32 protein-coding genes are annotated in these 25,638 nt (G+C 47.6%); 27 read left to right on the top strand and 5 right to left on the bottom strand.

Annotation, left to right across the window (positions count from 1 at the left end; genetic code table 11):
- Positions 1-27: 27 nt before the first annotated feature.
- Positions 28-615, bottom strand: a complete 588-nt coding sequence (locus tag DFP83_RS09245; RefSeq protein ID WP_110575036.1) for a CBS domain-containing protein — start codon at positions 613-615, stop codon at positions 28-30.
- 512 nt (positions 616-1,127) lie between these two features.
- Between DFP83_RS09245 and DFP83_RS09240 the strand changes: the two genes are divergently transcribed.
- From DFP83_RS09240 to dnaB, 13 genes are all read left to right on the top strand, one after another.
- Positions 1,128-1,913: a PhzF family phenazine biosynthesis protein gene (locus DFP83_RS09240; RefSeq protein WP_110575034.1), complete on the top strand. Its 786-nt coding sequence runs from the start codon at positions 1,128-1,130 to the stop codon at positions 1,911-1,913.
- Between the two features lie 165 nt (positions 1,914-2,078).
- On the top strand, positions 2,079-4,622 hold the full coding sequence (locus DFP83_RS09235; RefSeq protein WP_110575032.1) for an acylase: 2,544 nt from the start codon (positions 2,079-2,081) through the stop codon (positions 4,620-4,622).
- 123 nt (positions 4,623-4,745) lie between these two features.
- Positions 4,746-7,103, top strand: a complete 2,358-nt coding sequence (rnr, locus tag DFP83_RS09230; protein WP_110575031.1) for a ribonuclease R — start codon at positions 4,746-4,748, stop codon at positions 7,101-7,103.
- Positions 7,100-7,846, top strand: a complete 747-nt coding sequence (gene rlmB / locus DFP83_RS09225) for a 23S rRNA (guanosine(2251)-2'-O)-methyltransferase RlmB (protein ID WP_110575029.1) — start codon at positions 7,100-7,102, stop codon at positions 7,844-7,846. The genes rnr and rlmB overlap by 4 nt, the downstream gene beginning before the upstream one ends.
- Positions 7,836-8,282, top strand: coding sequence for a signaling protein (locus DFP83_RS09220; RefSeq protein ID WP_110575026.1), 447 nt, complete (start codon positions 7,836-7,838; stop codon positions 8,280-8,282). Before rlmB ends, DFP83_RS09220 begins: the two co-directional genes overlap by 11 nt.
- Positions 8,283-8,420: 138 nt before the next feature.
- Positions 8,421-8,768 (top strand): 30S ribosomal protein S6, encoded by a 348-nt coding sequence (gene rpsF / locus DFP83_RS09215; protein ID WP_110575025.1) that lies wholly within the window; start codon positions 8,421-8,423, stop codon positions 8,766-8,768.
- 25 nt (positions 8,769-8,793) lie between these two features.
- Positions 8,794-9,093, top strand: coding sequence for a primosomal replication protein N (gene priB / locus DFP83_RS09210; RefSeq protein WP_110575024.1), 300 nt, complete (start codon positions 8,794-8,796; stop codon positions 9,091-9,093).
- A gap of 10 nt (positions 9,094-9,103) precedes the next feature.
- Entirely contained in the window at positions 9,104-9,331 is a 228-nt protein-coding gene (gene rpsR, locus DFP83_RS09205) for a 30S ribosomal protein S18 (RefSeq protein WP_006956988.1), read from the top strand.
- Positions 9,332-9,372: 41 nt separating this feature from the next.
- The gene (gene rplI / locus DFP83_RS09200) at positions 9,373-9,825 is read left to right on the top strand and encodes a 50S ribosomal protein L9 (protein WP_110575022.1); all 453 of its coding nucleotides are present in this window, start codon (positions 9,373-9,375) and stop codon (positions 9,823-9,825) included.
- A gap of 128 nt (positions 9,826-9,953) precedes the next feature.
- Entirely contained in the window at positions 9,954-10,463 is a 510-nt protein-coding gene (locus DFP83_RS09195; protein ID WP_181416397.1) for an RNA polymerase sigma factor, read from the top strand.
- Entirely contained in the window at positions 10,460-10,996 is a 537-nt protein-coding gene (locus DFP83_RS09190; RefSeq protein WP_110575017.1) for a hypothetical protein, read from the top strand. The genes DFP83_RS09195 and DFP83_RS09190 overlap by 4 nt, the downstream gene beginning before the upstream one ends.
- 24 nt (positions 10,997-11,020) lie before the next feature.
- The gene (locus DFP83_RS09185; RefSeq protein WP_110575015.1) at positions 11,021-11,974 is read left to right on the top strand and encodes a DUF4097 family beta strand repeat-containing protein; all 954 of its coding nucleotides are present in this window, start codon (positions 11,021-11,023) and stop codon (positions 11,972-11,974) included.
- Positions 11,975-12,017: 43 nt separating this feature from the next.
- The gene (dnaB, locus tag DFP83_RS09180; protein WP_110575013.1) at positions 12,018-13,412 is read left to right on the top strand and encodes a replicative DNA helicase; all 1,395 of its coding nucleotides are present in this window, start codon (positions 12,018-12,020) and stop codon (positions 13,410-13,412) included.
- A 27-nt stretch (positions 13,413-13,439) separates the two neighbouring features.
- Here dnaB and DFP83_RS09175 read toward each other — a convergent pair whose 3' ends face one another.
- Genes DFP83_RS09175 through zur form a run of 4 tightly spaced genes read right to left on the bottom strand, consistent with a single transcriptional unit; the run spans position 13,440 to position 17,239 of the window.
- Positions 13,440-13,913, bottom strand: coding sequence for a chemotaxis protein CheX (locus DFP83_RS09175; RefSeq protein WP_110575011.1), 474 nt, complete (start codon positions 13,911-13,913; stop codon positions 13,440-13,442).
- A 13-nt stretch (positions 13,914-13,926) separates the two neighbouring features.
- Positions 13,927-14,448 (bottom strand): DUF6702 family protein, encoded by a 522-nt coding sequence (locus DFP83_RS09170; RefSeq protein WP_110575009.1) that lies wholly within the window; start codon positions 14,446-14,448, stop codon positions 13,927-13,929.
- Positions 14,426-16,771, bottom strand: a complete 2,346-nt coding sequence (locus DFP83_RS09165) for a M1 family metallopeptidase (RefSeq protein WP_110575007.1) — start codon at positions 16,769-16,771, stop codon at positions 14,426-14,428. Before DFP83_RS09165 ends, DFP83_RS09170 begins: the two co-directional genes overlap by 23 nt.
- A 27-nt stretch (positions 16,772-16,798) precedes the next feature.
- Positions 16,799-17,239, bottom strand: a complete 441-nt coding sequence (gene zur / locus DFP83_RS09160; protein ID WP_110575005.1) for a zinc uptake transcriptional repressor Zur — start codon at positions 17,237-17,239, stop codon at positions 16,799-16,801.
- 210 nt (positions 17,240-17,449) lie between these two features.
- Here zur and dusA point away from each other — a divergent pair, with 210 nt between their 5' ends.
- From dusA to rpsQ, 14 genes are all read left to right on the top strand, one after another.
- Complete coding sequence (gene dusA, locus DFP83_RS09155; RefSeq protein ID WP_110575003.1) at positions 17,450-18,445, top strand: tRNA dihydrouridine(20/20a) synthase DusA; 996 nt, start codon at positions 17,450-17,452, stop codon at positions 18,443-18,445.
- A 190-nt stretch (positions 18,446-18,635) separates the two neighbouring features.
- On the top strand, positions 18,636-18,902 hold the full coding sequence (locus tag DFP83_RS09150; protein WP_110575001.1) for a hypothetical protein: 267 nt from the start codon (positions 18,636-18,638) through the stop codon (positions 18,900-18,902).
- A 186-nt stretch (positions 18,903-19,088) separates the two neighbouring features.
- Entirely contained in the window at positions 19,089-20,264 is a 1,176-nt protein-coding gene (locus tag DFP83_RS09145) for a dipeptidase (protein ID WP_420843788.1), read from the top strand.
- 306 nt (positions 20,265-20,570) lie between these two features.
- Positions 20,571-20,882 carry a 30S ribosomal protein S10 gene (rpsJ, locus tag DFP83_RS09140; RefSeq protein ID WP_006956423.1) on the top strand — a complete coding sequence of 104 codons (312 nt, stop codon included), beginning with the start codon at positions 20,571-20,573 and terminating at the stop codon, positions 20,880-20,882.
- A 38-nt stretch (positions 20,883-20,920) separates the two neighbouring features.
- A complete protein-coding gene (gene rplC / locus DFP83_RS09135) occupies positions 20,921-21,559 on the top strand; it encodes a 50S ribosomal protein L3 (RefSeq protein ID WP_110574991.1) in 639 nt (212 codons plus the stop codon).
- 18 nt (positions 21,560-21,577) lie between these two features.
- Complete coding sequence (rplD, locus tag DFP83_RS09130; protein WP_110574989.1) at positions 21,578-22,183, top strand: 50S ribosomal protein L4; 606 nt, start codon at positions 21,578-21,580, stop codon at positions 22,181-22,183.
- A complete protein-coding gene (gene rplW / locus DFP83_RS09125; RefSeq protein ID WP_110574987.1) occupies positions 22,180-22,482 on the top strand; it encodes a 50S ribosomal protein L23 in 303 nt (100 codons plus the stop codon). The genes rplD and rplW overlap by 4 nt, the downstream gene beginning before the upstream one ends.
- Before the next feature lie 14 nt (positions 22,483-22,496).
- On the top strand, positions 22,497-23,321 hold the full coding sequence (gene rplB / locus DFP83_RS09120; RefSeq protein ID WP_110574985.1) for a 50S ribosomal protein L2: 825 nt from the start codon (positions 22,497-22,499) through the stop codon (positions 23,319-23,321).
- 16 nt (positions 23,322-23,337) lie between these two features.
- On the top strand, positions 23,338-23,616 hold the full coding sequence (rpsS, locus tag DFP83_RS09115; protein ID WP_026860408.1) for a 30S ribosomal protein S19: 279 nt from the start codon (positions 23,338-23,340) through the stop codon (positions 23,614-23,616).
- A gap of 13 nt (positions 23,617-23,629) precedes the next feature.
- The gene (gene rplV, locus DFP83_RS09110) at positions 23,630-23,962 is read left to right on the top strand and encodes a 50S ribosomal protein L22 (protein WP_006956456.1); all 333 of its coding nucleotides are present in this window, start codon (positions 23,630-23,632) and stop codon (positions 23,960-23,962) included.
- A gap of 10 nt (positions 23,963-23,972) precedes the next feature.
- Positions 23,973-24,653: a 30S ribosomal protein S3 gene (gene rpsC, locus DFP83_RS09105; RefSeq protein WP_006956455.1), complete on the top strand. Its 681-nt coding sequence runs from the start codon at positions 23,973-23,975 to the stop codon at positions 24,651-24,653.
- 11 nt (positions 24,654-24,664) lie between these two features.
- A complete protein-coding gene (gene rplP, locus DFP83_RS09100; protein ID WP_006956454.1) occupies positions 24,665-25,078 on the top strand; it encodes a 50S ribosomal protein L16 in 414 nt (137 codons plus the stop codon).
- Positions 25,078-25,269 (top strand): 50S ribosomal protein L29, encoded by a 192-nt coding sequence (gene rpmC, locus DFP83_RS09095; protein WP_006956453.1) that lies wholly within the window; start codon positions 25,078-25,080, stop codon positions 25,267-25,269. Before rplP ends, rpmC begins: the two co-directional genes overlap by 1 nt.
- Positions 25,269-25,532, top strand: a complete 264-nt coding sequence (gene rpsQ / locus DFP83_RS09090) for a 30S ribosomal protein S17 (RefSeq protein WP_110574983.1) — start codon at positions 25,269-25,271, stop codon at positions 25,530-25,532. The genes rpmC and rpsQ overlap by 1 nt, the downstream gene beginning before the upstream one ends.
- The last annotated feature ends 106 nt before the right edge of the window (positions 25,533-25,638 follow it).

The following is a 25,638-nucleotide window of genomic DNA, read 5'->3' as shown; positions in this document are numbered from 1 at the left end:
AAAAAGGCGGCTTAGCCGCCTTTTTACTTAATCATTTAAGTGTGAGTGATTCACGGCAGATATAATTTCTGCAAACGTTGATGCTGAATGGTAAATATTGACTGATTCACCGGTCACTTGCGCGATACGCAATGATGAAACAACACCTCGAATTGAGCCCGACTCAAATACCAATAAAAAGTCGCGACCTGCTGACTTAAGTGTTGCGGCGGCATCACCAATGCGTGCTTTTTGCAGCTGTTTGTATTCTGCTTGAGGCAATTCGTCCAGCTTTCTCATCAAATCACCTACTGTGAGCTCTGCCCATGGCAGTTGGGTGGATTGGCTCACTTGCATTGCATGGCGACTATGAAACTCTCGCAGCGCAACCAGTCCGATGATCTGTTCGTTGTTATTGACAACACAGGCGTAGCGAACTTTAGCCGAGTGCATTAACTGCTCTGCACGGTCCAAGCTGGTAGTGGCGCGCAGCAGCAACGGGTCATGACGCTCGAAGTCGTCGAATACATGCAGTGCATTGGCGTGCCAATCACATACGAACGGGTCACGTGCTTGTGACGATAAAGTAACAGCATCACCATGAGACACTGATTTGAGTGATTTAAACTCAGTCATAACGTACTCCTTAATTCCAAAATTAATAACTTAAATACAGCGGAATTAAACAGTCGTTGGTGGGGCTCTCAGTTGCGGGCGTATATATTCGACCTCAGCTACGTGCCGAATAGTCGTAAGGATGCGAGCATCTGTTAAGACAACCGACGAACAGAGGTGTTGGCTTGTGATCGTGGGCGTGTGATCAGACTGCTCTGAACCTATATCACTGGCAGAGGATGTCTGGAGGATTCCTTGACAATGCTCGGCATGATATACGGATAAGTCGACATTAGAAGAAACACTATGGACGCTATGCGCACTCAAAGAAGCCATCGCGGGTTGCGCGAGTAGCGTTATCGTGACAATGAGTAGAGCAAAAAATTTCCGATACATCTTAGCGTTCAGCTCTCAACTAATTTAACTTACAGCCTATGTCACCAACATGAACGGTTTCGTGATTTAACGAGACTCAAGTTGATTACACAATTAGGTTTATACCTATTTAGAGGAAAACACAAGGAATTAGTTCAATGCAACTTTCTTTATATCAAGTTGATGCCTTTACAGAAAAAGTATTTGGTGGTAACCCCGCAGCCGTCGTGCCGTTGCTAGAAACCCCGCTGCCTGATGCAAAACTTCAACAGATAGCTGAGGAGAATAACCTCTCCGAAACGGCATTTCTGACACCTACGTTAAGCCCCGAGGTTTTTGATTTACGTTGGTTTACTCCAGCCGCGGAAGTCGACCTCTGCGGGCATGCAACATTAGCAGCCGCTTTTGTTGTATTTAGCCATTTGCGTCCAAACATCACGGAAGTGCATTTCAATACACGCAGTGGCACGTTGAGTGTGAGTCAAGCGACCGCAGGAATGATGATGGACTTTCCGGCGACACGTCCGCAACCGATTGCTACCGATAGGCTAATTAATGAGGGGCTACGAGCGGAGCCCGCCGAATTATTACTCGGATTTGACCATATTGCTGTGTTCGATAGCGCTGCGCAGGTACGCGCCTTGTCACCTGATTACAACGCCCTGAAGCAACTGAGCTCACGTGGCGTGGTCGCGACGGCAGCCGACGGGGATGGTTTCGTCAGCCGTTGTTTCTTCCCTAAGCTGAATGTGAACGAAGATCCAGTCACCGGCTCTGCCCACTGTCAGTTAGCACCTTTCTGGAGTCAACGTTTGCAACGCCAACGGGTCGTTGGTACGCAACTCTCTGCACGCGGAGGGCAGGTTATTTGTGAGCTAGATGGCGACCGCGTGAAGCTTTTTGGACAGGCAGTCGAATATTTGCGAGGAACGATCACGATTTAGTGGTTGGACCATGCTTAAATAACGCGTTATAACAGAGCGTATAAGTTGCCCATGTGATTTACATTGAGTTAAAGCATGTGGTCATTATTTCAACAATTAGATGCGAATAAAGCAGTCTCGCTGTTGTGCTAATAACAATAATTTAAACTTCACAAGGAAAGCGCGATGAGAATTTACAAGACCTCACTGCTCTATCGAGCCTTGCTAATTGCAGGACTCGTATCGTTAGGCGGCTGTAACTTCAGTAACGAAGTGGCTGACTACCAAGCGCCAGAGCCCCCACCAGAACCTGATTACAGCAGTCCGCTACCTGTTCAAGATCCATTGTCAACGTTTGACGACGATGATGAGCTAAGCGCCGACATTCGATGGACCACGTACGGTGTGCCTTACGTTAAGGCGGACAACTTAGAAAGTTTGGGTTTTGGTGTTGGCTTTGCCTTCGCCAATGATAATATTTGTGTGTTAGCTGACCAAATCGTTAAGTTTAACTCGCAACGCTCAATGTATTTCGGTCCCAACAACCCGATTGGCTCGAACAACAATCAAAATTTGATTGATGATTTTGGCTATCTGGCTTTGGGTATTCGCGAGAATGCTGAACAAGGTTTTGATTCACTGAGTGAAGAATCTCAAGCCCTACTGACGGGTTATGCTGCGGGATACAATCAGTATTTGCGCGAGACGGGTGTGAATAACATCGATCCGACCTGTGCTGGGCAGCCGTTCGTACAAGAGATCACGCCGATTGATCTGTTAACTTATGCACAAGGTGTGGCGCTGTTGCCGGGCGCGAGCAACTTTACTGGCGCAGTCTTTGTTGCTGCACCACCTAATCAAAATTATCTGCCGCAGCCTGTCGCACCCACTCAGCAGGCGATGGATTTAGCGCCTGTGCACGTTGAAATGCCAGAGCCTAACCCGACAGAAATGGGATCCAATGGCTGGGCAATTGGCTCCGAATTGTCCGCGACCGGAAACGGCATGGTGCTCGCCAATCCGCACTTCCCCCATACGGGCAATCAACGTTTCTGGCAGTTTGGCACAGAAATTCCAGGTGAATTGAAAGTTGTTGGCGGTTCGTTATCGGGTATGCCGGGCATCGTAAATATTGGCTTTAATGACCACGTTGCATGGACTCATACGTTCTCGACCGCTAATCGTTTTGTGGTGCATCAGTTAGCGCTCGATCCTGAAGACGAGACAGGTACTCATTACATGGTTGATGGTGAGTCCGTGCCGATGACAACCAAAACGCATCAGATCCAGGTGAACACTGGAAATGGCCTCATCACATTAGAGAAAACGAGTTATCACAGTGAGTTTGGTACAATCATTAAAGTGCCAAACTCGCCACTGACTTGGGGAACAGACCCGTACGGAAAAGACGTTGCCTACGCAATTTACGATGCGAACTTACCCAACTTTGAAATTTTCGATCATTGGTTGGCGATGAATCGGGCACGTAATATCGAAGAGTATCGTCAATCGTTCGTCGATTACACAGGGACGGTGTTCAATAACGCGATGGCTGCTGACGAAGACGGCGACGTATTCTTTACTGACGGATCTTCTGTACCTAACCTCAGTGACGAGACGATTGCACAGTGGCAGGGCAATACTGTGTTACAAGGTATTAGTGCATCAGCCGGTTTCCCTGTGGTGCCTGGCACTTCGGCGAGCCATAAAGCGGATGGTAAAATGCCATTCAGTAAGGCGCCACAGCTATTGCGCAACGACTTTGTGCAAAACTCAAATGACAGCTTCTGGCTCACCAATCCAGATAGCCCTATCGAAGATGTCTCTCCGTTATGGGGACCGATTGGTAACCAGCAGTCATTACGTTCACGCTTAGGTCAACAGATGTTGGCTGAAGGTGGCTCGGTCGATGGCTTATTCAGTCGAGATGATATTGAAGCGAAGTTACTTAACAACCGCGCATTCCTTGCCGACGCAATTTTGGAAGATCTCGTGGCGCTTTGTATGGCGCAGGGCGAGAACCCCGTTAATACCGCCGCTAGCGCTATGAGTGTCAAACCCGCCTGTGACGTGCTTGCACAGTGGGATGGCACGATGAACAAAGAGAGTGTCGGGGCTGTGTTGTTCCGTGAATTTGCATCGGAGTGGTCACGCGATCCACAGTGGCAGGTCCCTTATGATGCCGAACAGCCACTGACGACGCCGAGCGGCTTGAAACAGTCAACTGCGCCGTTAGTGTTGTTGGGCAATGCTATGGCACGTATTCAGTCGGTGGGCCTGTCGATTGATGCGCCGTTGGGTGAAGTTCAATTTGTTGAGCGAGCGCTACCGGATGGTACGCCAAGCGGAAACCGCTTGCCTTGGGGCGGCGCAAACAATATTGAAGGTGGTTTCAACGTGTTCCGTGCGAATACTGGATCGGATGGTACGATTTATCCGCGCTTGATTTACCCGCAGCTTGAAGGCTCTAACCTAGCGGCCAATGGCGCCGGTTATCATATCAGTTATGGCTCGAGCTGGATGTTTACCATGGAGTTTACGGATGATGGTCCGCAAGCGCAGGGTTTACTGAGCTATTCGCAGTCGCGCAATATTCTATCTGATCATTATCTCGATCAAACTCAGTTGTATTCGCAAGAACCTCAGCTGCGCCCGATTTGGTATGATGACGCAGATATTGATGACAACGTCATTGAACAGCGCACTATCACGCAATCGCCTGCTAACTAAGGTGACGATATGAAACCCCAGCTTCGGTTGGGGTTTCTTTTTTCTGTCACTGACAATAAGGCATATAAAGCGTATACTGCACGCATAGTAGTCAATATTTACTTTCAACTTTAAAGAGAACTTATGTCAGAAACAGATTCGAACGACCAACGCACCCCAACCTACGAGGTTGAAATACCAAGCAGAGAAGAATTGCTTGAGTTGGTACAGAAGCAGCTAAAGCCTGTTTCGTTTGATGAATTTGTAAATCATTTCAAACTTGATGATGAACGCCAACATATCGGCATCAAACGTCGCTTGCGAGCGATGGAGCGTGACGGTCAGTTAGTGTATACCAAGGCCAACAGCTATGGCCTGCCTGAACGGATGCAGTTGATTAAAGGCCGTATCATCGGACACCGCGAAGGTTTCGGCTTCTGCCAACCTGAAGAGGGCGGTGGGGATATTTTTATCCCACATCACCAAATGTATTCTGTACTTCACGGCGATGTGGTACTCGTAAAAGTGGCCGGTCATGACCGTAAAGGCAAGCGCGAAGGTCGAGTCGTTCGCGTCATCGAGCCACGCGACAATGACATTGTCGGTCGTTACTTTGTCGACCACGACATGGGTATCGTGGTACCTGATGACAGCCGCATCAATCAAGATATATTAATTCCGCCACAGGCAAACGCTGGCGCGCGTCATGGACAGCTGGTAGTGGTAAAAATCACACGCCGCCCGAACAAACGCACTAGCCCGATTGGCGAGATCACTGAAATTTTGGGCGATCATATGGCGCCCGGGATGGAAATTGAAGTCGCAATTCGTGAGCATGATATTCCGAATGAATGGCCAGAAGGGCTCAGCCAAGAGCTCAGCAAAATTGCCGATGAAGTACCGAAGCAAGCTTACGAAGGGCGTGTCGACTTACGTGAACTCCCGCTCATTACGATTGATGGCGAAGATTCGCGTGATTTTGATGACGCGGTATTGGCGATGCCAGAAGACGGTGGTTGGCGGCTGTGGGTTGCCATTGCCGATGTATCATACTACGTCAAGCCCAATACGGTGCTCGACCAAGAAGCTTGGACTCGCGGTAATTCGGTATACTTCCCCAACAACGTCATTCCAATGCTACCGGAAAAGCTATCGAATGGGTTGTGCTCGCTTAACCCGAACGTTGATAGACTTTGTATGGTTGCTGAAATCGAAGTCGGTCCGCGCGGGAAATTAAAGTCTTCGCGTTTTTATCCTGCGGTGATGAACAGCCATGCGCGATTGACTTACACCAAAGTTAAACAAATTTTGGATGGGGATGTCGAGCTGCGTGAGCAGTATAAGCATGTGCTCAGCAATATCGAGTCGTTGCATAGCTTGTACAAAGCACTTGCTTCGGTCCGTAAAAAGCGCTCGGCGATTGAGTTTGATACACAAGAAGTACGTTTCATTTTTAATGCAGAGCGTAAAATCGAACGTATCGAGCCTGTTAAACGTCATGTGGCGCACAAAATCATTGAAGAATGTATGATAGCTGCGAACGTTGCGGCGGCTAAATTGGTGGAGTCGGAAGATGACATCAATGCGCTGTTTCGGGTTCACGAGCCACCGGCTGACGAACGTTTAACCAACTTCCGCAGCTTCTTAGGTGAGTTAGGCCTCGAACTAGGTGGTGGCGAAGAGCCTACACCGACAGACTTTGGTAAGTTGTTATCGGAAGTCGAAGGGCGTCCAGACCGTGAACTGATCGAAACCATGCTGTTGCGTTCAATGCAGCAAGCCGTTTATCAGCCTGACAACGTTGGTCACTTTGGCTTGGCGCTAAAGTCATATTCACACTTTACGTCACCGATCAGACGTTATCCTGACTTGATTTTACACCGTGCTATCAAAGCTATTTTGAAACGTCGTGGCGAGTATAAAGGCGCATTAACGGGCGCGTGGTCATATGATGATGCGGGACTGGATGACTTGGGCGTGCATTGCAGTCACACCGAACGTCGTGCAGATGACGCGACACGACAAGTGGATGAATGGCTTAAGTGCGAATTCATGCAGGACCACATTGGTTCGAGTTTCTCGGGTGTTATTGCGGCTGTGACCAACTTCGGCTTGTTCGTCAGGTTGGACGAATATCAAATCGATGGGCTCGTGCATATTAGTAATCTAGGTGATGATTATTACCAGTTCGATAACACTAAAAACATGCTTGTAGGTGAGAACAGTCACCGTGTGTTCCGACTTGGCGACAAAGTGGATGTACGTGTTAAGCAAGTGAATCTGGATGATCGCAAAATCGATCTTGAGTTACTTAACGCAGAGAGTCCCACGGGCAAATCGCGTATGCCGAAAGGCAATAAAGGTAACCCCAAAGGTCTAAAAAAAGGTGGAAAGAATAACCGCGGTAAACGCTCCAATAAGCGTAAGTCTGGGAATAATAAGCCGACAGGCGAAAAGCAGAATCGCGGCCAAGCAAGCAGTAAAGGACGCACTAAGTCATGAGTCAAAAGGTTACGGTTTTTGGTTTGCATGCCGTTCGCTCGGTGCTCACTCAGCACCCAGAGCGACTTATCGAACTATTTGTTTCACGCGAACGGCAGGATGCTTCTGTTGCCGAGGTGATTGGTCAGGCGGAGGCAATTGGCATTCGTCCGCAGTGGATACCTCGACAGGCGTTGGATAAACGTGCCGAGTTTGGCAACCACCAAGGCGTGGTTGCAACAATAAAAGCAACACCGCCGCTTAATGAAAACGATTTTTCGGGTTTAATCGAAAAGGCCGGTGGTCAGCCGTTATTTTTAGTACTCGATAATGTCACGGACCCTCATAACTTAGGCGCTTGTATGCGTACAGCGGATGCAGCTGGCGCAACCGCGGTGGTGGTGCCAAAAGATAAATCCGCGCAAGTCACACCAACAGTTCGCAAAGTGGCGTGTGGCGCAGTGGACAATATTCCACTGGTCGTGGTCACCAATTTGGCTCGCGCTTTACGTACGCTGCAAGAACTTAATGTGTGGGTGGTCGGTACCGCTGGCGAGGCCGATAAATCGCTTTATGATATTGATTTTAAAGGGCCGCTTGCACTGGTCATGGGTGCCGAGGGTAAAGGTATGCGTCGTTTGACCCGTGAAACCTGTGATGAACTGGCGTCTATCCCACTTAATGGCTCGGTAAGCAGTTTGAATGTCTCTGTTGCCAGTGGCGTCTGTTTGTTTGAAGCAGTGAGACAACGCAATGCCGGTTAGTCGTCGTCTGCTACCCATTATTATTGCGCTAGCACTTATTGGGTTGCTGTTTTTAAGTTGGACACCTAATTGGAATGACGACACGTTTGTGCGTTCGACTAAACCCTATGTCAGCATTGATTATCAGTCTGCGACTGATGCGCCCGTTGTGAATCAGGTTATTGAAGATTTGCAGAATCGCTTTGATGTGCGACATGAATGGCACATCGAATCGGCACAGAACGCAGAATATGCGATTCGTGTCGAGGTCAGCCAAGCCGATGACTTTTTAGCGTTACAAGCGGATATCAGTCAGTCAGGAAGCCCGTTGGATCGTGTCATGGTGCGCGGTCCTGTCGGCGTTAAAACTGAACTTGCCGGACGCTTGGTGTCACTCGTCACCGACGAAGTAAGTTCAGCACACAAAGCATCTCATCCAGAAGCGCGCGATTATTAACCATTGCATTTTGCTTGTAATTTAGTTAAACTCGCGCGGCTCAAATCAGCCGTTTTATCTTTTTAACTAGAGTATTCCTTGCTTCTATGTCAGTTTGGCTGAACTGAAAAGAGGCTACTGAACCAAAAGGAAGCAGTAATGCGTCATTACGAAATCGTATTTATGGTCCATCCAGACCAAAGCGAGCAAGTACCTGGCATGATCGAGCGCTATAGCGAAACGATCAAGCAAGGTGGTGGCCAGATCCATCGTCTAGAAGACTGGGGTCGCCGTCAACTAGCTTACCCAATCAACAAGCTTCACAAAGCACACTATGTATTGCTTAACATTGAAGCGAGCTCAGAAGTTGTTGACGAGCTGGAAACAGCTTTCCGTTTCAACGACGCTGTTTTACGTAACCTTGTTATGCGTAAAAAAGAAGCCATCACTGAACCATCTCCTTTGACTAAAAAGGAAGAGCGTAAAGGTGATAGCGAAGCCGCTTAATTGAGGTTTTGCGCTTCAAGCAACTATGAATCGACTTCACCTAACTGGACACGTTTGTAAGCCTGCCCGACTCGAAAAGAGTCCATCAGGTATTGAGCACATCCAATTCTCTATTGAGCACCGCTCAATGCAAGCAGAAGCGGGAATGAGCCGACAATCGTTTGTCCGTTTACAAGTCATCATGAGTGGCGAAGGGCTTACGCACTGGTTGGATAAATTGACGGTGGGCAGTGAAGTACATACTGAAGGGTTCTTGCATCGTCATGAAGACAAGCAAGCACTAGCCAAGCTGGTTCTTCACGCTCAGCATCTAGAAATGATTTAAGGAGGCCATAATGGCTCGTTTTTTCCGTCGCCGTAAATTTTGCCGTTTTAAGGCTGAAGGCGTAAAAGAGATCGATTACAAAGACATCGCTACGCTAAAAAACTATATCACTGAATCTGGCAAGATCGTTCCAAGCCGTATCACTGGAACATCAGCTAAGTATCAGCGTCAGTTAGCACGTGCTATTAAGCGTGCTCGTTATTTGTCTCTGCTACCTTACACTGATTCACATCAGTAAGTTAGCAAGGGCTCGGATACCAAGATTTAGAGGTAGCGAAAATGAATGTCATCTTATTAGATAAGATCGCTAACCTAGGTAGCTTAGGCGACCAGGTTGCTGTTAAGTCAGGTTACGCGCGTAACTTCTTGTTCCCACAAGGTAAAGCGGTTCCTGCAACAAAAGAAAACGTTGAACTTTTTGAGCAACGTCGTGCTGACTACGAAGCGAAATTGGCTGACCAATTAGCTGCAGCTCAAGCGCGCGCTGAGAAAGTAAATGCTTTGGAATCTGTTACTATCGCTTCTAAAGCGGGTGACGAAGGTAAATTATTTGGCTCTATCGGTACTCGCGATATCGCTGACGCAATCACTGCGGCAGGCGTTGAAGTGAAGAAGAGCGAAGTACTTATGCCTAACGGCACTTTGCGTGAAGTAGGTGAGTTTGAAATCGAACTTCACTTGCACGCAGACGTTTTTGCAAACATCACTGTTAAAGTGGTTCCAACTGAGTAATTATTAACTCCGTTGTGAAAAAAGCTGCCTTCGGGCAGCTTTTTTTTTGCCTGCTTGTAAACCTAGACTCGCGTTAACTCGACTTACTCTATAGATTAGCTAATTACATGTTTTGCAGGGAGAGGACATTGTCAGACAGCAACGATATTAAGTTGGCTGCTAATGGCGATAAGCATGCGTTCAAACGCCTATATGAGCGACATGTGCGTGGAGTCTATGGAATGGTGTTTAGGTTAACCGCCGATCGCTCATTGGCCGATGATTTAGTGCAAGAAATTTTTGTTCAAGCGTGGCAATCGCTGCCCAAATTTGATGGTCGAGCAAAGTTTTCGACTTGGTTATTTAGCTTGGCGAACAACGTTGGCATCACCGAGATGCGCAAACAGACACGTTGGTTTAAGCGCAATGAGCGCGCTGTCGAGTTTAACACCAAGGAAGAAGCCGACAGTACAACACTCGATCTGGGTGAGCTCGATAAGTTAATTGTCCAACTACCTGAGCAAACCCGGCAAGTATTTGTGTTGCACGCTTTACAAGACTATTCACATCAGCAGATCGCCGACATGTTAAATATTGCTGAAGGCACGAGTAAGTCGCAGTTTTTTCGTGCTAAGAAAATGATGCAGGAGTGGTTATGAGCAAAAACAAAGAGCAGCAACTGGACGCATTGATTGCACGCCACCGCAGTGATCCGGATGGGATAGAGCCACCTGAGAGCTTGTGGGATGGCATCGAGCAACGGTTGCAGGCACAGACCACTGAGCGCCACGATAACAGTCATCGTACTTGGTGGGCTGCTGGCGGTGGTGCGTTAGCCGCAAGCCTGTTAGCCGTTGCTGTACTGGTGGGTTACAACGGTACACAATCTGGAACCGCTAAGGCACCGTATGAATCACCTTACTATGCCGCTGCTGCACAAATGATTAGCACGCAAGCGCAGCAAGTTTCGGCACTTCAGAGTGGCTATAAGCTCGCGGGCTTGGAGCAAAATGACGAACAGTTAGCAACGCAATTGCAACAGCTCGCTAACGCAAGACAATCGGTGTTAGAGGCACTCGCCTCAGGACCAGGTAATGCGCAACAACTGGAATTATTGCGTTGGATTAATGAACAGGAGTTGGCTTTGCTTGAGCAAAGTTATCAACAAAAGCCAACACTGAAACAGATTTAAGATTAGCCGAACGAGGAGAGTGTTATGAAATTTTTAACCGCATTATTCGTAGGTGCTGTTGCACTGGCGACAACCAGTGCAGTTGCGCAACAACGCGTGGATGAAAAAATGGAAGTGCCTAAAGGTACAGAAGTGTTCGTCGACAATGAACGCGGCTCGATAGAAGTGATGGCGAGCGACGATAACCTTGTTCATGTCACAGGCACATTAGACAAACGTACTGAGCGGTTCATTTTTGAATTACGTGGAACGACCTTGCATGTCCAAGTGAAAACGCCAGAACAAAATGGCTGGTTCGATGACGAAGAAGGCTCTAAGTTGACTTTATATATGCCGAAAACGAGCCACCTCGATATTAAAGGTGTATCGATGGACGTTGAAGCATTTGACCTACAAGCGGGCGTAGAGACGGATTTAGTCAGTGGCGATGTGAAACTGGAAAATATTGATGGGGGTATCGAGGTTAGCACTGTGAGTGGGGATATCAGTACCCGAGCAGTGGCAGGTTCGGTGCGCCTAGAGAGTGTGAGCGGCGATATTAGTGATAAGAGTAGTAAAGCCACTGTGGCGCACTATCAGGCGGTGAGTGGGGATATCGATGTGCAGGCAGAAGTGCTTGAGGAGTTTTATCTGCAGAATGTATCGGGTGACGTGAGTGCAGAGTTACCTAAACTTAAGAAAGGCAATCTTAAGAATGTGAGTGGCGATATTCATATCTCACTTAACCTGGCAGACAACGGTGAACTTAAGGCGTCATCGGTCAGTGGAGATATGGCGTTTATCTTTGCCTCAATGCCTAACGCGAGCTTTGATATTTCGACCAACGCCGGTGGTGATATTACTAACCAATTGAGTAATGATAAGGCGACCGAATCTCGTTGGGGCACGTCATCAGAGCTTAATTTCGAAGTCGGTTCTGGAAGTGCGCGTGTTGGGCTAACAACGGTATCGGGAACTGTCGAAATTCGTCGCGATTAACGATATAGTAGCGACCATTAGAGAGTGCTTAGAGATCTCAACAATGGTCGAGAAAAATAAACAACGAGATAAATCGATTGAGGCGCTGCGTTCAGCGCCTCATTCGATCGAAGCCGAACAATCTGTGTTAGGTGGCTTGATGCTAGATAATGATGCTTGGGATAAAGTATCTGGTCTTATTATCGCACAAGATTTCTATCACCGAGCTCATCGATTGATTTTTTCCGCGATGCAATCGCTCGCGGATAGCAGCCAACCCATGGACTTGGTTACTGTCTCGGAAGAGCTAGAAGCGAATGCCGAGCTTGATGCTGTTGGTGGCTTTGCTTATCTAGGCGAAATATCTAAAAACACACCAAGTGCGGCGAATATTGTTGCTTACGCTAATATCGTTCGTGAGCGAGCGGTGTTACGTGAAATGATTGCGGCAGCGAATGATATAGCCGAGTCGGGTTACGATACGCAAGGTCGCACCAGCCAGCAATTACTCGATGAAGCCGAGAGTAAAGTCTTTCGAATTGCAGAAAAGCGCACAAGTGCCACAGAGGGACCCAAAGGCGTAAGTGACATCTTGGCAAAGACGATTGAAAAAATCGAAACACTGAGTAATATCAAAAATCACAACGGTGTCACGGGCACCTCAACGGGGTTCCACGACCTGGATCAAATGACAGCTGGGTTGCAACCCTCCGATCTGATTATCGTCGCTGCGCGTCCGTCAATGGGTAAAACCACGTTTGCAATGAACCTTGCGGAAAATGTTGCAATGAACGAGGAAAAGCCGGTATTGGTGTTTAGCCTCGAAATGCCAGCGGAGCAAATCATGATGCGTATGCTCGCTTCACTGAGCCGCGTCGATCAGAACCGTGTCCGCACAGGTCGTCTCGAAGACGATGATTGGGCGCGCATCGCATCAGTGATGAATATTCTGAACGATAAAAGCAATCTGTATATCGATGACTCTTCGGGGTTAACACCGACTGAAGTGCGTTCTCGAGCGCGTCGTGTAGCCCGTGACCATGGCGGACTGTCGATGATCATGGTGGATTACCTTCAGTTGATGACCGTGCCGGGGATGTCAGAAAACCGTACACTTGAAATTGCTGAAATCTCGCGTTCACTTAAGTCGCTCGCGAAAGAGTTGAGTGTACCGGTTGTCGCATTGTCACAGCTTAACCGTTCACTCGAGCAGCGTTCTGACAAGCGACCAGTGAACTCAGACTTACGTGAGTCGGGCTCGATAGAGCAAGATGCCGATGTCATCATGTTTATTTATCGTGACGAGGTATATCATCCGGAAAGCGCTGAAAAAGGGTTGGCTGAGATTATCATTGGTAAGCAACGGAATGGCCCGATAGGCAAAGTTGAGCTTAAATTCCACGGGCACTTGTCGAGGTTTGATAACTTTGCGCGTGCGTCGGATGACGAACGCTATTAAACATAGATAAGGAGAGCTTAGTAAAGACTAGGCTCTCAGTTTATCAAAACAAATTTCAATATACGCTTTACCAGCGACGTGGTTGAAAGGCATGATCAATTTCGCGCCCTCAGATTTATGAGAAATTGTATGATCACGACCTGACACCACAATCGGCGTTGCCATATCGAAATCAAAACCACGCTCTGCGAGCTCTTTCTTTGCCCCACCTGTAACCATATTGGTTATTTCACCCACCATGTCACAGACTTCTTCATCCACTGAATCAGGCAGTTCTCCTAGCATTTTGTGCATAATTTCGCACGCTAGATTTTCTTCAAACGAGATTGAAAAAGAGCCCTTTACTTGAGGGCCAACCATGCCAATAATCCCGGATACATCACCCCGAGCATATTCGTCTTTCTTAATCTGAGGCTTACCTGGTTTGAGCTCCATTTGAGCCATCATCGAAAGTACGTTTTGGAGCGCATTCAAAAATGGATTCACGAACTCTGCGTCCATAAATAATTACCCTTTATTCACCGCAATTAATTTTTTTGGTATCCCGTTGCTCATTGAGCGTAACGCCTCGCGTTATGTTGCCAGTCTCCACATTAACCGTGTTTACTTGAGCTGGATATGTAGAAAGCATAACACGGTTTGTTATGTTCCAATTACAAAAATCCGTTTTTGTATGAGGTTTTTCTTGGTATATCCACAAGTTTTGGAAGTCGGCTTCGACGCCAACCCAGTTCAACTTAGTTGGATTACCAGACGCGTCGTTCATGGAGAAACGAGCGTTGATCCACTCTTTAACGCGTTGGTCTGCGTCGGGTTGATCGATCCGAAACGGTTCATCAAAGAAGCGACCGATGGCGAGCTCAACGTCATGCAGTGTGTACTGATGTATGACTTCGATGTTGCCAGAATGCGGGTTCCAACTGACATCGGTTAAGCCGAAAAAATATTTGTGCGCTGCTACCTGAGGTAGCAGCGCACAAGAGGCAATTAAACCGATAATAGAACGCGCTATATTATTCTTCAGCGTTTTCATCATCCGTGTCGAGTTCCTCATTATAGCGTTCCATCATGCTATCGTCGCCGCGATTACGCTTGTAAAGCTCGATACGCGATGGGACCGCACGTGCAGGCCAGAAGTTGTTTGACGTATCGGTATCTGCGGTTTCCCAATATGGGTCAACGACAACTTGTTCAATGGTTTTTTCACGAATAAGCAGTTTGCTTACGTGCTCAGGTGAACGGCGCCATACTTCAGCTGGAATACGCACGTGCTCTTTAGTGCCGTCAGCGTAGTGAAGGTCCAGCAAGATAGGCATGACCAATCCGCCTTTGTTACTAAAGTCGAGTACATAGAAGTTTTTGCCATTTTTCAGCATTTGCTTCTGTTCGTCGTTAAGACCTTCGAGTAACTGCTTATACTCGTTACGGTCGGCGTTAGTGACGGTGTACTCGTCATGCTCGTTGTAGAAGTCGCGCAGATGCGTTTGCTGATCAATTTTCTTAGCCATGTCTTCATTACGAATTGCCGTAATCGACTTAGGATCGCGATCATCAATTTGTTTCTGCCATGCTTTCTCGACTTCAGGATCTTGCGTGTTCACTGTAAGCAAATGGACTTTATCCAGCGAGATATCGACGTGGTCGGTGGTGTAGAACCAGCCACGGATAAACCAGTCGAGATCGACGCCAGATGCATCTTCCAAGGTACGGAAAAAGTCTTCTGGCGTTGGACGTTTAAACTTCCAACGACGAGCGTACTCACGGAATGCAAAGTCGAAGAGCTCACGACCAACGATAGTTTCGCGCAGAATGTTCAACGCGGTGGCAGGCTTACCGTAGGCATTATTACCGAACTGCAGAATAGATTCTGAGTTGGTCATAATTGGCATCTGATTTTGGCTTGCCATGTAACGCGTGATATTACGCGCTTCGCCGCGCCACGATGGGTAGTTATCTTCCCACGCTTGTTCGGCTAAGAACTGCAGATAAGTATTCAGGCCTTCGTCCATCCATGTCCATTGACGTTCGTCTGAGTTGACGATCATTGGGAAGTAGACGTGACCGATTTCGTGGATGATGACGGAAATCAAACCATACTTAGTACGTTTTGAGTAATACTTCTCGCCACTGTCTTCATCGACGTAAGGACGCGGTCCGTTGAAGGTCAGCATCGGGTATTCCATACCGCCAACCGGTCCGTTGACTGAGATCGCTACCGGGTATGGGTACGCAAAACTATACTTATTATAGTGTTCGATAGTATGGATAATGGATGCTGTTGAGTAGCGCTCCCACAAAGGATTACCTTCTTCTGGGTAGAACGACATCGCGAGCACATCGCTTTCGCCATTATCAAAACCTTGTGCATCCCAGATGAACTTGCGCGAAGAAGCCCATGCGAAGTCACGCACGTTATCAGCTTTGAATACCCAGGTTTTGGTATCCGAGGTGCCTTCTTTTTCATTCTCTAGCGCTTCTTCTTGCGTGACGATTTTAACCGGTTTGTCAGCCGTCTCGGCCTCTTCTAAACGGTCTTGCTGCTCTTCTGTCAGCACGTCGTCAGGGTTTTGCAGTTCACCCGTTGCAGCGACAATGTGGTCGGCGGGTACGGTGATAGCAACTTGGTAGTCACCAAATTCTAATGCGAACTCACCATTACCAATGAACTGTTTGTTTTGCCAGCCTTCGGCATCGTAATAGGCTGCAACGCGCGGGAACCACTGAGCCATTTCATAGAGGTAGTTACCATCATCTTCGAAGTACTCATAGCCACCGCGACCACCGAGTACATCAGCCTCGATGATGTTGAACTTCCAGCCGATATTAAATTCAACAGACTCGCCGGACTCGAGTGGTTCAGCTAAATCGATACGCATCATTGTGTCATTAATGATGTAATCCATTTGCTCGCCACGAGGGTCCGATACGTCCGTGATAGTGTAACCCGCAGGAAACTCTTCCTGCGTCATCATCGTTTCCATTTGGCTAAAGCTGACTTTCTGCATCCGCTCAGCGCTAGAAGCCGAGGTTTGTGGACCGATAGAGTCTTTCTTGAAGCGGTTCTGATCCAGCTGTACCCAAATGTAACGTAATGTATCGGGTGAGTTGTTGGTATATGTAATTGTGCTACGGGCATTGATGCTTTGATTTTCATCATTCAAGGTAACTTGAATATCGTAGTCAGCTTGCTGTTGCCAATATCCGTGACCTGGTGCACCCGAGGCGGTTCTATAAATATTAGGGGAACGATACTTGTCATCATTCAACTGGCGAAACTTGTCGTCGAACGCTTGGGCATTAAGGGCCTGAGAGACCGCCATGCTCGCGACAGCTACACCAAGGAGGTGAGTTAACTTCATTGGTATTTCCTGTTGTTATAGTAAGTACTAATGGCACTTAGCACATAAGCCATGTGCTTCGATGGTTTGCTCTTTTACCAAAAAACCCTGACCTTCTGCTTGTGATTGCAGTTCTGAGTAAACGCCTTCAGAGTGGATTTCTTGTACATCACCACAGCGATCACAAATTAACATTTGTACAGGGTGTTGGTGCTCGAAATGCGAGCAAAGAACAAAACTATTCGATGAAGTGATCTTGTGAACAAAGCCTTGCTCTTGTAAAAAATCAAGCGCGCGATAGATGGTAGGCGGCTTTGCATTAGGGACAGACGTTTTTAACATGTCCAAGAGATCATATGCCCCTACAGCTCCACTTTGAGCAGCCAGTATGCGAAATACTTCGCGACGGGTTGATGTTAGCCGAGCTCCGCGTTGTTGGCAGAGCTTTTCTGCCTTGGTAATTAAACGCTCTGTTTCAATAGTTCCCATATGTGACCTTTTCATCTGCTGGCTTCGATTTTAATTAGATTTGTTCGCCAAGCAATGCTCGACCTAATATTCGTTTTCAACAAAGTGTAAATCATATCATCCTATTACGGAACTTACGTGGTGTTCTGAATAGCGCAAAACAGGTATAATGATACTTCACGCACCCGTCGAGTTTTTAGAGTTACTGCCGTTAAGGCACAGGAGTTTTCGTTGTCAAAGCTATATCCTCATTTTGCCTCAGTCGCCCCGATGCTGGATTGGACGGATCGCCATTGTCGCTATTTTCACCGTCTATTGAGTCCGAGTACCTTGTTGTACACCGATATGGTTACAACGGGGGCGATTATTTACGGGCAACAAGACTTCTTGGCTTACAATGACGAAGAGCATCCTGTTGCATTGCAGTTAGGGGGCGCCGATCCGGATGCCATGGCGAAATGTGCCGCTCAAGCCCAGGCGCGGGGTTATGATGAAGTGAATATTAATGTCGGGTGTCCGTCTGATAGAGTGCAAAACGGGAGTTTTGGTGCGTGTTTGATGGCTCAACCTGAGCGAGTTGGCGAATGCATTAAAGCCATGAAAGCCGAAGTTGATATTCCTGTGACAGTGAAAACTCGCTTAGGCATTGATGAGCAGGATAGTGACGCGTTTCTTTACCAGTTTTTAGACGCCTGTGTTTCAGCGGGCGCTGACCAACTGACGCTTCACGCACGTAAAGCCTGGCTTAACGGTTTAAGTCCAAAAGAAAACCGTGAAATCCCTCCACTCCAATATGACCGAGTCTATCGCGCTAAACAGCGCTATGGCGAGCTACCAATAGCAATCAATGGTGGCATTAAGACGCTGGCCGAGAGCAAGGCGCACTTACAGCATGTTGATAGTGTTATGATAGGTCGTGAGGCCTACCAAAACCCTTGGCTATTAACTGAACTTGAGACGCTCTATACCTCTCAGCCTGTAGTCATAGAACGCGACAACATCGCACGTCAGATGATCCCCTATATCCGTCAGCACATCGCTGCGGGGGGACGCGCATGGCATGTTGTTCGCCATATGTTGGGCTTATTTCAGGGCCAACCAGGCGGTAAAAAGTGGCGTCAGTACTTAAGCATAAAAGGGCCTCGTGCTGACGATGCGGAAGGTCTCATCGAAGGCGCTCTCAAATTTAGGCAGGACAGCTCTTTAAGACTGGCGGATATTCAGTAGCGAGATTGACTAAAAAATCGCGTGTTTTGTAAAGGACTGTAAGGCTTTTCGCCACTCATTGAGTGGGACTGAATAAGAGATTTTGAAAACCTCTTTAAAAACATAGGGTTAATAATTTTTAGAAGTTGGCACAACCTTTGAAAGAGTAATAGCGACTTATTAAATACGTTACCTTCAAAGGAGCACAGCCATGAAAAAATTAATCATTACCTTGTCAGCAGTTGCCGCATTGAGTTCAGTTCCTGCAATGGCACAAGACAGTCAAGAGAGCAGCATCCGTAGTGCTATTCAAACTGAGATTAGCTCATTTTCTGAATCACTATGGCAAGCATCCAAAGATGCGATGGTCTCTACGTTACAAGAAATAGAGACCGAGCTGTTTAGCGAGCAAGCCGTTGCTTCAGCGGAGTCCAATTCTGACGCAGTCGAGTCAAAAGAAGACAATAAGAGCGAGTAACCCCATGGCATACCTTAATCATTGGTGGTTAGTCTGGCTTATTGCGCCGGTGTTAGGCACGGTTATCATCGGCGCAGTGACAGCAGCAAGCTCATCGTTAGTGCGTCAAGGTTAAAGTTTTGTTAGTCTGCAAGTTCTCTGTTTTGGTTGTGTTAAGGAACTTGCATGTTAAAAAAGACAATTACAATGACAGCACTAGCGGTACTTGCCGCTACCGCAACATCCAGCTTTGCTGAAAAGTACACTGCTAGCGAAAAGGCCCGTAAGCTGGCACATGAAAACCTACTTGTCGACACGCACATCGACGTCCCCTATCGTATTCATAACGAATGGGAGGATGTGACGGTCGCCACCAAAGGCGGCGATTTTGATTATCCTCGAGCGGTAGAAGGGGGCCTTAACGCGCCGTTTATGTCGATTTATATACCCGCCCATTACGAACAAAGCGGCGGTAGTATTCAATTAGCCAATGAACTCATTGATGGAATGGAAGCTCTCGTCGGGCGCGCTCCTGACAAGTTTGCTATGGCTTACACAACCGATCAGGTTATCAAAAATACTGAAAAGGGTTTGATGTCACTTGCATTGGGAATGGAAAACGGCACACCCATCGAAGGTGACTTAGCTAATCTCGAGCATTTTTACGAGCGTGGCATCCGCTACATTACATTGGCGCACTCTCAGTCTAACCACATCTCGGACTCATCTTATGACATCCGCCGTCAGTGGGATGGCTTGTCTCCATTTGGTAAGAAGCTTGTTAAAGCGATGAATGATATGGGCGTCATGGTCGATGTTTCGCATATTTCGGACGACGCGTTTTATCAAGTCATTGAGATCAGTGAGGCACCCGTGATTGCGTCGCACTCTTCGTTACGCCAGTACACGCCAGGTTTCGAACGTAACATGAGCGACGATATGTTGAAGAAGCTCGGCGAGAACGGTGGTGTGATTCAAATTAACTTTGGTTCGTCATTTGTTGCACAACAAGCGAACCGCTACCGCGATATGCTTAAAAAGCGCATTGAAGCCGTAGAAGAGCAATATGGCGAAGAGTCAGCGGAAGCACAGCAGCGTATCGCTGAGATCGAGAAGAACAATCCTTACCCCTATGCCACGCTTGACCAAGTGCTTGACCATATCGATCACGTAAAGGAGCTGATTGGTGTTGAGCATATTGGGATTGGCTCGGACTACGATGGCGTAGGCGATTCATTACCTGTGGGTCTAAAAGACGTATCAAGCTATCCAAATCTAGTACAAGGCTTACTTGATCGGGGTTACACAGACGACGAAATCAAAATGATCCTGGGTGGTAACCTGATGCGCGTTTGGCAACAGGTCGAAGACCTCGCGAAGTAACTTACCCGTTCGCGCAGCTTGCGCCTTTGGGTAGCTTGCGCCTTTGGCGCAAGTCACACATGAAGTCGCGCCATAGGCGCGACCTACTTACTGCTAAATGTTGACATACGGTCGCGAAGCTGTATAATTCGCGACCACATCAATTTTTATCTAAGTTTAACGACTTGCTTTATTGATGTTCCACAACAGTCCCGATAGGGGATTGAATGGTTGACGTAGATAATCGCACCCCCGGTATGTGCCAGGGAGGTTGCGTTTGTCTGTGCTCTTTTTTAAATGCTCTTTAATTTGAGGCTTTGATTTTTTATGGCTAATCAAAGAATTCGGATTCGATTGAAAGCGTTCGATCACCGTCTGATTGACCAGTCGACTGCAGAGATCGTTGATACTGCAAAACGCACTGGCGCGCAGGTACGTGGACCAATTCCACTGCCAACTCGGAAAGAACGCTTCACCGTGCTGATTTCTCCACACGTAAACAAAGATGCGCGTGACCAGTACGAAATCCGCACCCACAAGCGTCTGATCGATATCATGGACCCAACTGACAAAACTGTTGACGCATTAATGCGTTTAGATTTGGCAGCTGGTGTTGATGTACAGATCAGCTTGGGTTAAGTGGGCAGTAATAGGATTACACACGAGAGGTTTTAACAATGGCTATAGGTCTAGTCGGTCGTAAAGTAGGAATGACGCGTGTCTTCCAGGAAGACGGCGCTTCTGTTCCTGTTACTGTGATCGAAGTGCTGGCTAACCGCGTGACTCAGGTTAAAACTGAGGAAACTGACGGTTATCGCGCGCTTCAAGTAACCACAGGCGAAAAGAAAGCTAGCCGAGTAAACAAGCCTTCAGCAGGTCATTTTGCTAAGGCGGGTACTGAGGCAGGTCGTGGTCTTTGGGAATTTCGTCTAGAAGATGGCGAAGGCGACGATTTCGCAGTAGGTTCTGAGATTACAGTAGACGTTTTCTCAGAAATCAAAAAAGTGGATGTTACAGGTACGTCTAAAGGTAAAGGCTTTGCCGGTACCGTTAAACGCTGGAACTTCCGCACTCAAGACGCTACCCACGGTAACTCATTGTCACACCGTGCCCCTGGTTCAATTGGTCAAAACCAATCACCAGGTAAAGTTTTCAAAGGCAAGAAAATGGCCGGTCAAATGGGTAACGAGCGCGTAACAACTCAATCACTTGAGTTGGTTCGTGTAGACGCAGAACGCAACCTTTTATTGATTAAAGGTGCTGTCCCTGGCGCTACTGGTGGCGATGTGATCGTTAAACCTGCGGTCAAGGCGTAACGTCTGAGGAGAATGGTGATGGAATTAACATTGAAAGACGCAAAAGGCGCTCTTGAGGTTTCCGAAGCTACCTTTGGACGTGAGTTCAACGAAGCACTTGTCCACCAGGTAGTAGTTGCATATGCAGCGGGTGCTCGTCAGGGTACCAAAGCTCAGAAAACTCGTTCTGAAGTTGCTGGCGGTGGTAAGAAACCATGGCGTCAAAAAGGCACGGGTCGTGCACGTGCCGGTACTATCCGAAGCCCAATCTGGCGCTCAGGTGGTACTACTTTTGCGGCAAAACCGCAAAACCACGAGCAGAAAGTTAACAAAAAAATGTACCGTGGTGCTGTAAAAAGCATCTTGTCAGAATTGATTCGTCAAGAGCGTTTACAGGTTGTTGAGAACTTTGAGCTTGAAGCGCCAAAGACTAAACAACTCGTTGCGAAGTTGAAAGAATTGAACCTGAACGACGTTTTGATCGTGACTAAAGAAGTTGACGAAAACTTGTTCCTTGCGTCACGCAACTTGCACAAAGTTGACGTACGTGATGTACAAGGCATCGACCCAGTAAGCTTAATCGCGTTTGAAAACGTCCTGATGACTGCGGACGCAGTTAAGCAGCTTGAGGAGGTGTTGTCATGATGCGCGAAGAACGTTTACTTAATGTAATCTTGGCACCTCACGTTTCGGAAAAAAGCACCATGACTGCTGAAGGCTACAACACTGTAGTTTTCAAAGTAGCTAAAGATGCGACTAAGTCCGAAATCAAAGCAGCTGTCGAAAAACTTTTTGAAGTTGAAGTTAAAAACGTACGCACAGTGAACGTTAAAGGTAAATCTAAACGCACTGGTTTCCGCTTCGGTAAACGTAGCGATTGGAAGAAAGCGTATGTTGCCCTGAAAGAGGGTGCTGACATCGACTTCGCTGGCGGCGCTGAGTAACAGGAGGAATTATCATGGCTGTAGTTAAAAGTAAGCCTACGTCTCCGGGTCAACGCCACGTCGTAAAAGTCGTCGGTCAGGACCTGTACAAAGGCAAGCCTTTTGCTCCATTGCTGGACAAAAACAGCAAGAAGGGCGGTCGTAATAACAATGGACGTATCACTGTACGTCACATTGGCGGTGGTCATAAGCATCACTACCGTATTATCGACTTTAAGCGTAATAAAGACGGTATCCCTGCAAAGGTAGAGCGTATTGAATACGATCCTAACCGTTCAGCGAATATCGCATTGGTATTGTACGCAGACGGTGAGCGTCGCTACATTTTGGCTCCTAAGAACTTGAACGTGGGTGACCGCATTGCTTCTGGTTCTGACGCGCCAATTAAAGCGGGTAACAGCTTGCCTATGCGCAACATCCCAGTGGGTACAGTAGTACACGCAATCGAAATGCAACCAGGTAAAGGTGCACAGCTGGCTCGTTCAGCCGGTGCGTATGGCCAAATCCTGGCGCGTGATGGGGCTTATGTCACTATCCGTTTGCGTTCTGGCGAGATGCGCCGCGTGCAGTCTGAAGGTCGAGCGACCATCGGTGAAGTGGGTAACGCAGAACACATGCTGCGTCAATTGGGTAAAGCGGGCGCGAAGCGCTGGCGTGGTGTTCGTCCTACCGTTCGTGGTGTGGCGATGAACCCAGTTGATCACCCTCACGGTGGTGGTGAAGGTCGTACTTCTGGTGGTCGTCACCCTGTGACACCTTGGGGTACTCCGACCAAGGGCTACAAAACCCGTAAGAACAAGCGTACCGATAAATTCATCGTACGCCGTCGCAACAAATAAGAGTTGAGGATTTAACATGCCACGTTCTCTTAAAAAAGGTCCATTTATTGACCTTCACCTGCTAAATAAGGTGGAGAAAGCGTTGGAAGCCGGGGATAAGAAGCCAATTAAAACTTGGTCCCGTCGTTCAATGATTATTCCAGATATGATCGGCTTGACTATCGCTGTACACAACGGTCGTCAGCACGTACCGGTTTTCGTTTCTGACGAAATGATCGGTCATAAACTGGGTGAATTCGCACCAACCCGTACTTATCGCGGTCACGCCGCTGATAAGAAAGCGAAGAAACGGTAAGAGGTAGAAAGTGATGGAAGCTATTGCTAAACACCAATTCGCCCGCGTTTCTGCTCAGAAAGGCCGTTTGGTTGCTGACCAAATTCGCGGTTTGCCAGTTGAAAAAGCACTGGACATTCTTGCGTACAGCCCTAAAGCAGCCGCTGGCTTGGTTAAGAAAGTACTTGAGTCAGCGATCGCTAACGCGGAGCACAACGAAGGTGCGGACATCGATGAGCTGAAAGTGGCTCGCGTCTTCGTCGACGAAGGTCCGACCATGAAGCGTATCAAGCCACGTGCCAAAGGCCGTGCGGATCGTATCTTTAAGCGCACCAGCCACATTACTGTGGTCGTGTCGGATAGCTAGGAGATAAATTATGGGTCAGAAAGTACATCCTAATGGTATTCGCCTAGGTATCTCCAGACCATGGAATGCAACCTGGTATGCGAATACAAACGAATTTGCTGACAACTTGCACAGTGATCATCAGGTACGTAAGTTCCTGACTAAAGAACTACGCAACGCATCAGTATCTCGTATCGTTATCGAGCGTCCAGCTAAAAGTGTTCGTGTGACTATTCATACTGCACGTCCTGGCGTTGTTATCGGTAAAAAAGGTGAAGACGTTGAAAAACTTCGCCAACAAGTTCAGAAGTTGACTGGCGCTCCGTCGCAAATCAACATTTCTGAAGTGCGTAAGCCAGAATTGGACGCGCAACTTGTTGCTGATAATATCTCAGGTCAGTTGGAACGTCGTGTTATGTTCCGTCGTGCTATGAAGCGCGCTGTACAAAACGCCATCCGTCTTGGTGCTAAAGGTATCAAGGTTGAAGTAAGTGGTCGTTTGGGCGGTGCAGAGATTGCACGTACTGAGTGGTACCGTGAAGGACGCGTTCCGTTGCACACACTTCGTGCAGACATCGATTACGCAACTTCTGAAGCGAATACCACTTACGGTATCATCGGCGTTAAAGTTTGGATTTTCCGTGGTGAAGTTCTTGGTGGACTTCCAACCGAGGAAAAACCAGCTCCAAAACGCGGCAAAAACCGTAAGTAAGGGGAGACGATATGTTACAACCAAAGCGTACAAAATTCCGTAAGGTTCACACAGGCCGCAACCGTGGTCTTGCGCAGTCAGGTAACAAAGTCAGCTTCGGAAGCTTCGGACTTAAAGCAGTTGACCGTGGTCGTATGACTGCGCGTCAAATCGAAGCCGGCCGTCGTGCGATGACTCGTCACGTTAAGCGTCAAGGTAAAATCTGGATCCGTGTATTCCCAGATAAGCCTATTACCAAGAAGCCATTAGAAGTTCGTATGGGTAAAGGTAAAGGTAACGTTGAATACTGGGTTGCTCAGATTCAACCAGGTCGCGTACTGTACGAAATGGACGGTGTTTCTGAAGAGTTGGCACGTGAAGCGTTCCGCCTTGCGGCACGTAAGTTGCCATTCAAAACCACTTTTGTTACTCGGACGGTAATGTGATGAAAGCAAGTGAACTTAAAGAAAAAACCGTTGAGCAGCTGCAAGAAGAATTGCTGAACTTGCGTCGTGAGCAGTTCAATCTGCGTATGCAAGCGGCAACAGGTCAGCTGAATCAGACTCACATGATGAAGCAAGTACGTCGCGATATCGCACGTATTAAAACCATCTTAAATGAGAAGGCAGGTGCGTAATGGCTCAAGAAAAACGTGTTCGTACACTGCAAGGCAAAGTTGTTAGCGACAAGATGGACAAAACCATCACTGTTGCAGTAGAGCGTCGTGTTAAGCACCCGATCTACGGCAAATATATTTCGCGTACAACTAAAGTACACGCACATGATGAAGAGAATCAGTGCAAGACGGGCGATACCGTGATTGTTCGCGAATCACGCCCTCTTTCCAAGAACAAATCTTGGGCACTTCTTGAAATCGTTGAACGTGCTGAAATTGTCTAATTGCAGTTCGTAACAAGAAATATCAAAAGGCCTCCTTGCGGAGGCCTTTTTTTTGATCTAAATAATTTCAAACACGGTATACTTTATAGCAAAATAATAACTTAAC

The organism is Idiomarina fontislapidosi, from assembly GCF_003226255.1.
Taxonomy (GTDB): domain Bacteria; phylum Pseudomonadota; class Gammaproteobacteria; order Enterobacterales; family Alteromonadaceae; genus Idiomarina; species Idiomarina fontislapidosi.
This window is presented reverse-complemented; position numbering and strand designations above follow the sequence as displayed.

What these genes read in the sequence shown, in the direction of transcription:
- DFP83_RS09245 (WP_110575036.1), bottom strand. Translation starts at nt 615, where the DNA reads ATGACTGAGTTTAAATCACTCAAATCAGTGTCTCATGGTGATGCTGTT.
- DFP83_RS09240 (WP_110575034.1), top strand. Translation starts at nt 1,128, where the DNA reads ATGCAACTTTCTTTATATCAAGTTGATGCCTTTACAGAAAAAGTATTT.
- DFP83_RS09235 (WP_110575032.1), top strand. Translation starts at nt 2,079, where the DNA reads ATGAGAATTTACAAGACCTCACTGCTCTATCGAGCCTTGCTAATTGCA.
- rnr (WP_110575031.1), top strand. Translation starts at nt 4,746, where the DNA reads ATGTCAGAAACAGATTCGAACGACCAACGCACCCCAACCTACGAGGTT.
- rlmB (WP_110575029.1), top strand. Translation starts at nt 7,100, where the DNA reads ATGAGTCAAAAGGTTACGGTTTTTGGTTTGCATGCCGTTCGCTCGGTG.
- DFP83_RS09220 (WP_110575026.1), top strand. Translation starts at nt 7,836, where the DNA reads ATGCCGGTTAGTCGTCGTCTGCTACCCATTATTATTGCGCTAGCACTT.
- rpsF (WP_110575025.1), top strand. Translation starts at nt 8,421, where the DNA reads ATGCGTCATTACGAAATCGTATTTATGGTCCATCCAGACCAAAGCGAG.
- priB (WP_110575024.1), top strand. Translation starts at nt 8,794, where the DNA reads ATGAATCGACTTCACCTAACTGGACACGTTTGTAAGCCTGCCCGACTC.
- rpsR (WP_006956988.1), top strand. Translation starts at nt 9,104, where the DNA reads ATGGCTCGTTTTTTCCGTCGCCGTAAATTTTGCCGTTTTAAGGCTGAA.
- rplI (WP_110575022.1), top strand. Translation starts at nt 9,373, where the DNA reads ATGAATGTCATCTTATTAGATAAGATCGCTAACCTAGGTAGCTTAGGC.
- DFP83_RS09190 (WP_110575017.1), top strand. Translation starts at nt 10,460, where the DNA reads ATGAGCAAAAACAAAGAGCAGCAACTGGACGCATTGATTGCACGCCAC.
- DFP83_RS09185 (WP_110575015.1), top strand. Translation starts at nt 11,021, where the DNA reads ATGAAATTTTTAACCGCATTATTCGTAGGTGCTGTTGCACTGGCGACA.
- dnaB (WP_110575013.1), top strand. Translation starts at nt 12,018, where the DNA reads ATGGTCGAGAAAAATAAACAACGAGATAAATCGATTGAGGCGCTGCGT.
- DFP83_RS09175 (WP_110575011.1), bottom strand. Translation starts at nt 13,913, where the DNA reads ATGGACGCAGAGTTCGTGAATCCATTTTTGAATGCGCTCCAAAACGTA.
- DFP83_RS09170 (WP_110575009.1), bottom strand. Translation starts at nt 14,448, where the DNA reads ATGATGAAAACGCTGAAGAATAATATAGCGCGTTCTATTATCGGTTTA.
- DFP83_RS09165 (WP_110575007.1), bottom strand. Translation starts at nt 16,771, where the DNA reads ATGAAGTTAACTCACCTCCTTGGTGTAGCTGTCGCGAGCATGGCGGTC.
- zur (WP_110575005.1), bottom strand. Translation starts at nt 17,239, where the DNA reads ATGGGAACTATTGAAACAGAGCGTTTAATTACCAAGGCAGAAAAGCTC.
- DFP83_RS09150 (WP_110575001.1), top strand. Translation starts at nt 18,636, where the DNA reads ATGAAAAAATTAATCATTACCTTGTCAGCAGTTGCCGCATTGAGTTCA.
- DFP83_RS09145 (WP_420843788.1), top strand. Translation starts at nt 19,089, where the DNA reads ATGACAGCACTAGCGGTACTTGCCGCTACCGCAACATCCAGCTTTGCT.
- rpsJ (WP_006956423.1), top strand. Translation starts at nt 20,571, where the DNA reads ATGGCTAATCAAAGAATTCGGATTCGATTGAAAGCGTTCGATCACCGT.
- rplC (WP_110574991.1), top strand. Translation starts at nt 20,921, where the DNA reads ATGGCTATAGGTCTAGTCGGTCGTAAAGTAGGAATGACGCGTGTCTTC.
- rplD (WP_110574989.1), top strand. Translation starts at nt 21,578, where the DNA reads ATGGAATTAACATTGAAAGACGCAAAAGGCGCTCTTGAGGTTTCCGAA.
- rplW (WP_110574987.1), top strand. Translation starts at nt 22,180, where the DNA reads ATGATGCGCGAAGAACGTTTACTTAATGTAATCTTGGCACCTCACGTT.
- rplB (WP_110574985.1), top strand. Translation starts at nt 22,497, where the DNA reads ATGGCTGTAGTTAAAAGTAAGCCTACGTCTCCGGGTCAACGCCACGTC.
- rpsS (WP_026860408.1), top strand. Translation starts at nt 23,338, where the DNA reads ATGCCACGTTCTCTTAAAAAAGGTCCATTTATTGACCTTCACCTGCTA.
- rplV (WP_006956456.1), top strand. Translation starts at nt 23,630, where the DNA reads ATGGAAGCTATTGCTAAACACCAATTCGCCCGCGTTTCTGCTCAGAAA.
- rpsC (WP_006956455.1), top strand. Translation starts at nt 23,973, where the DNA reads ATGGGTCAGAAAGTACATCCTAATGGTATTCGCCTAGGTATCTCCAGA.
- rplP (WP_006956454.1), top strand. Translation starts at nt 24,665, where the DNA reads ATGTTACAACCAAAGCGTACAAAATTCCGTAAGGTTCACACAGGCCGC.
- rpmC (WP_006956453.1), top strand. Translation starts at nt 25,078, where the DNA reads ATGAAAGCAAGTGAACTTAAAGAAAAAACCGTTGAGCAGCTGCAAGAA.
- rpsQ (WP_110574983.1), top strand. Translation starts at nt 25,269, where the DNA reads ATGGCTCAAGAAAAACGTGTTCGTACACTGCAAGGCAAAGTTGTTAGC.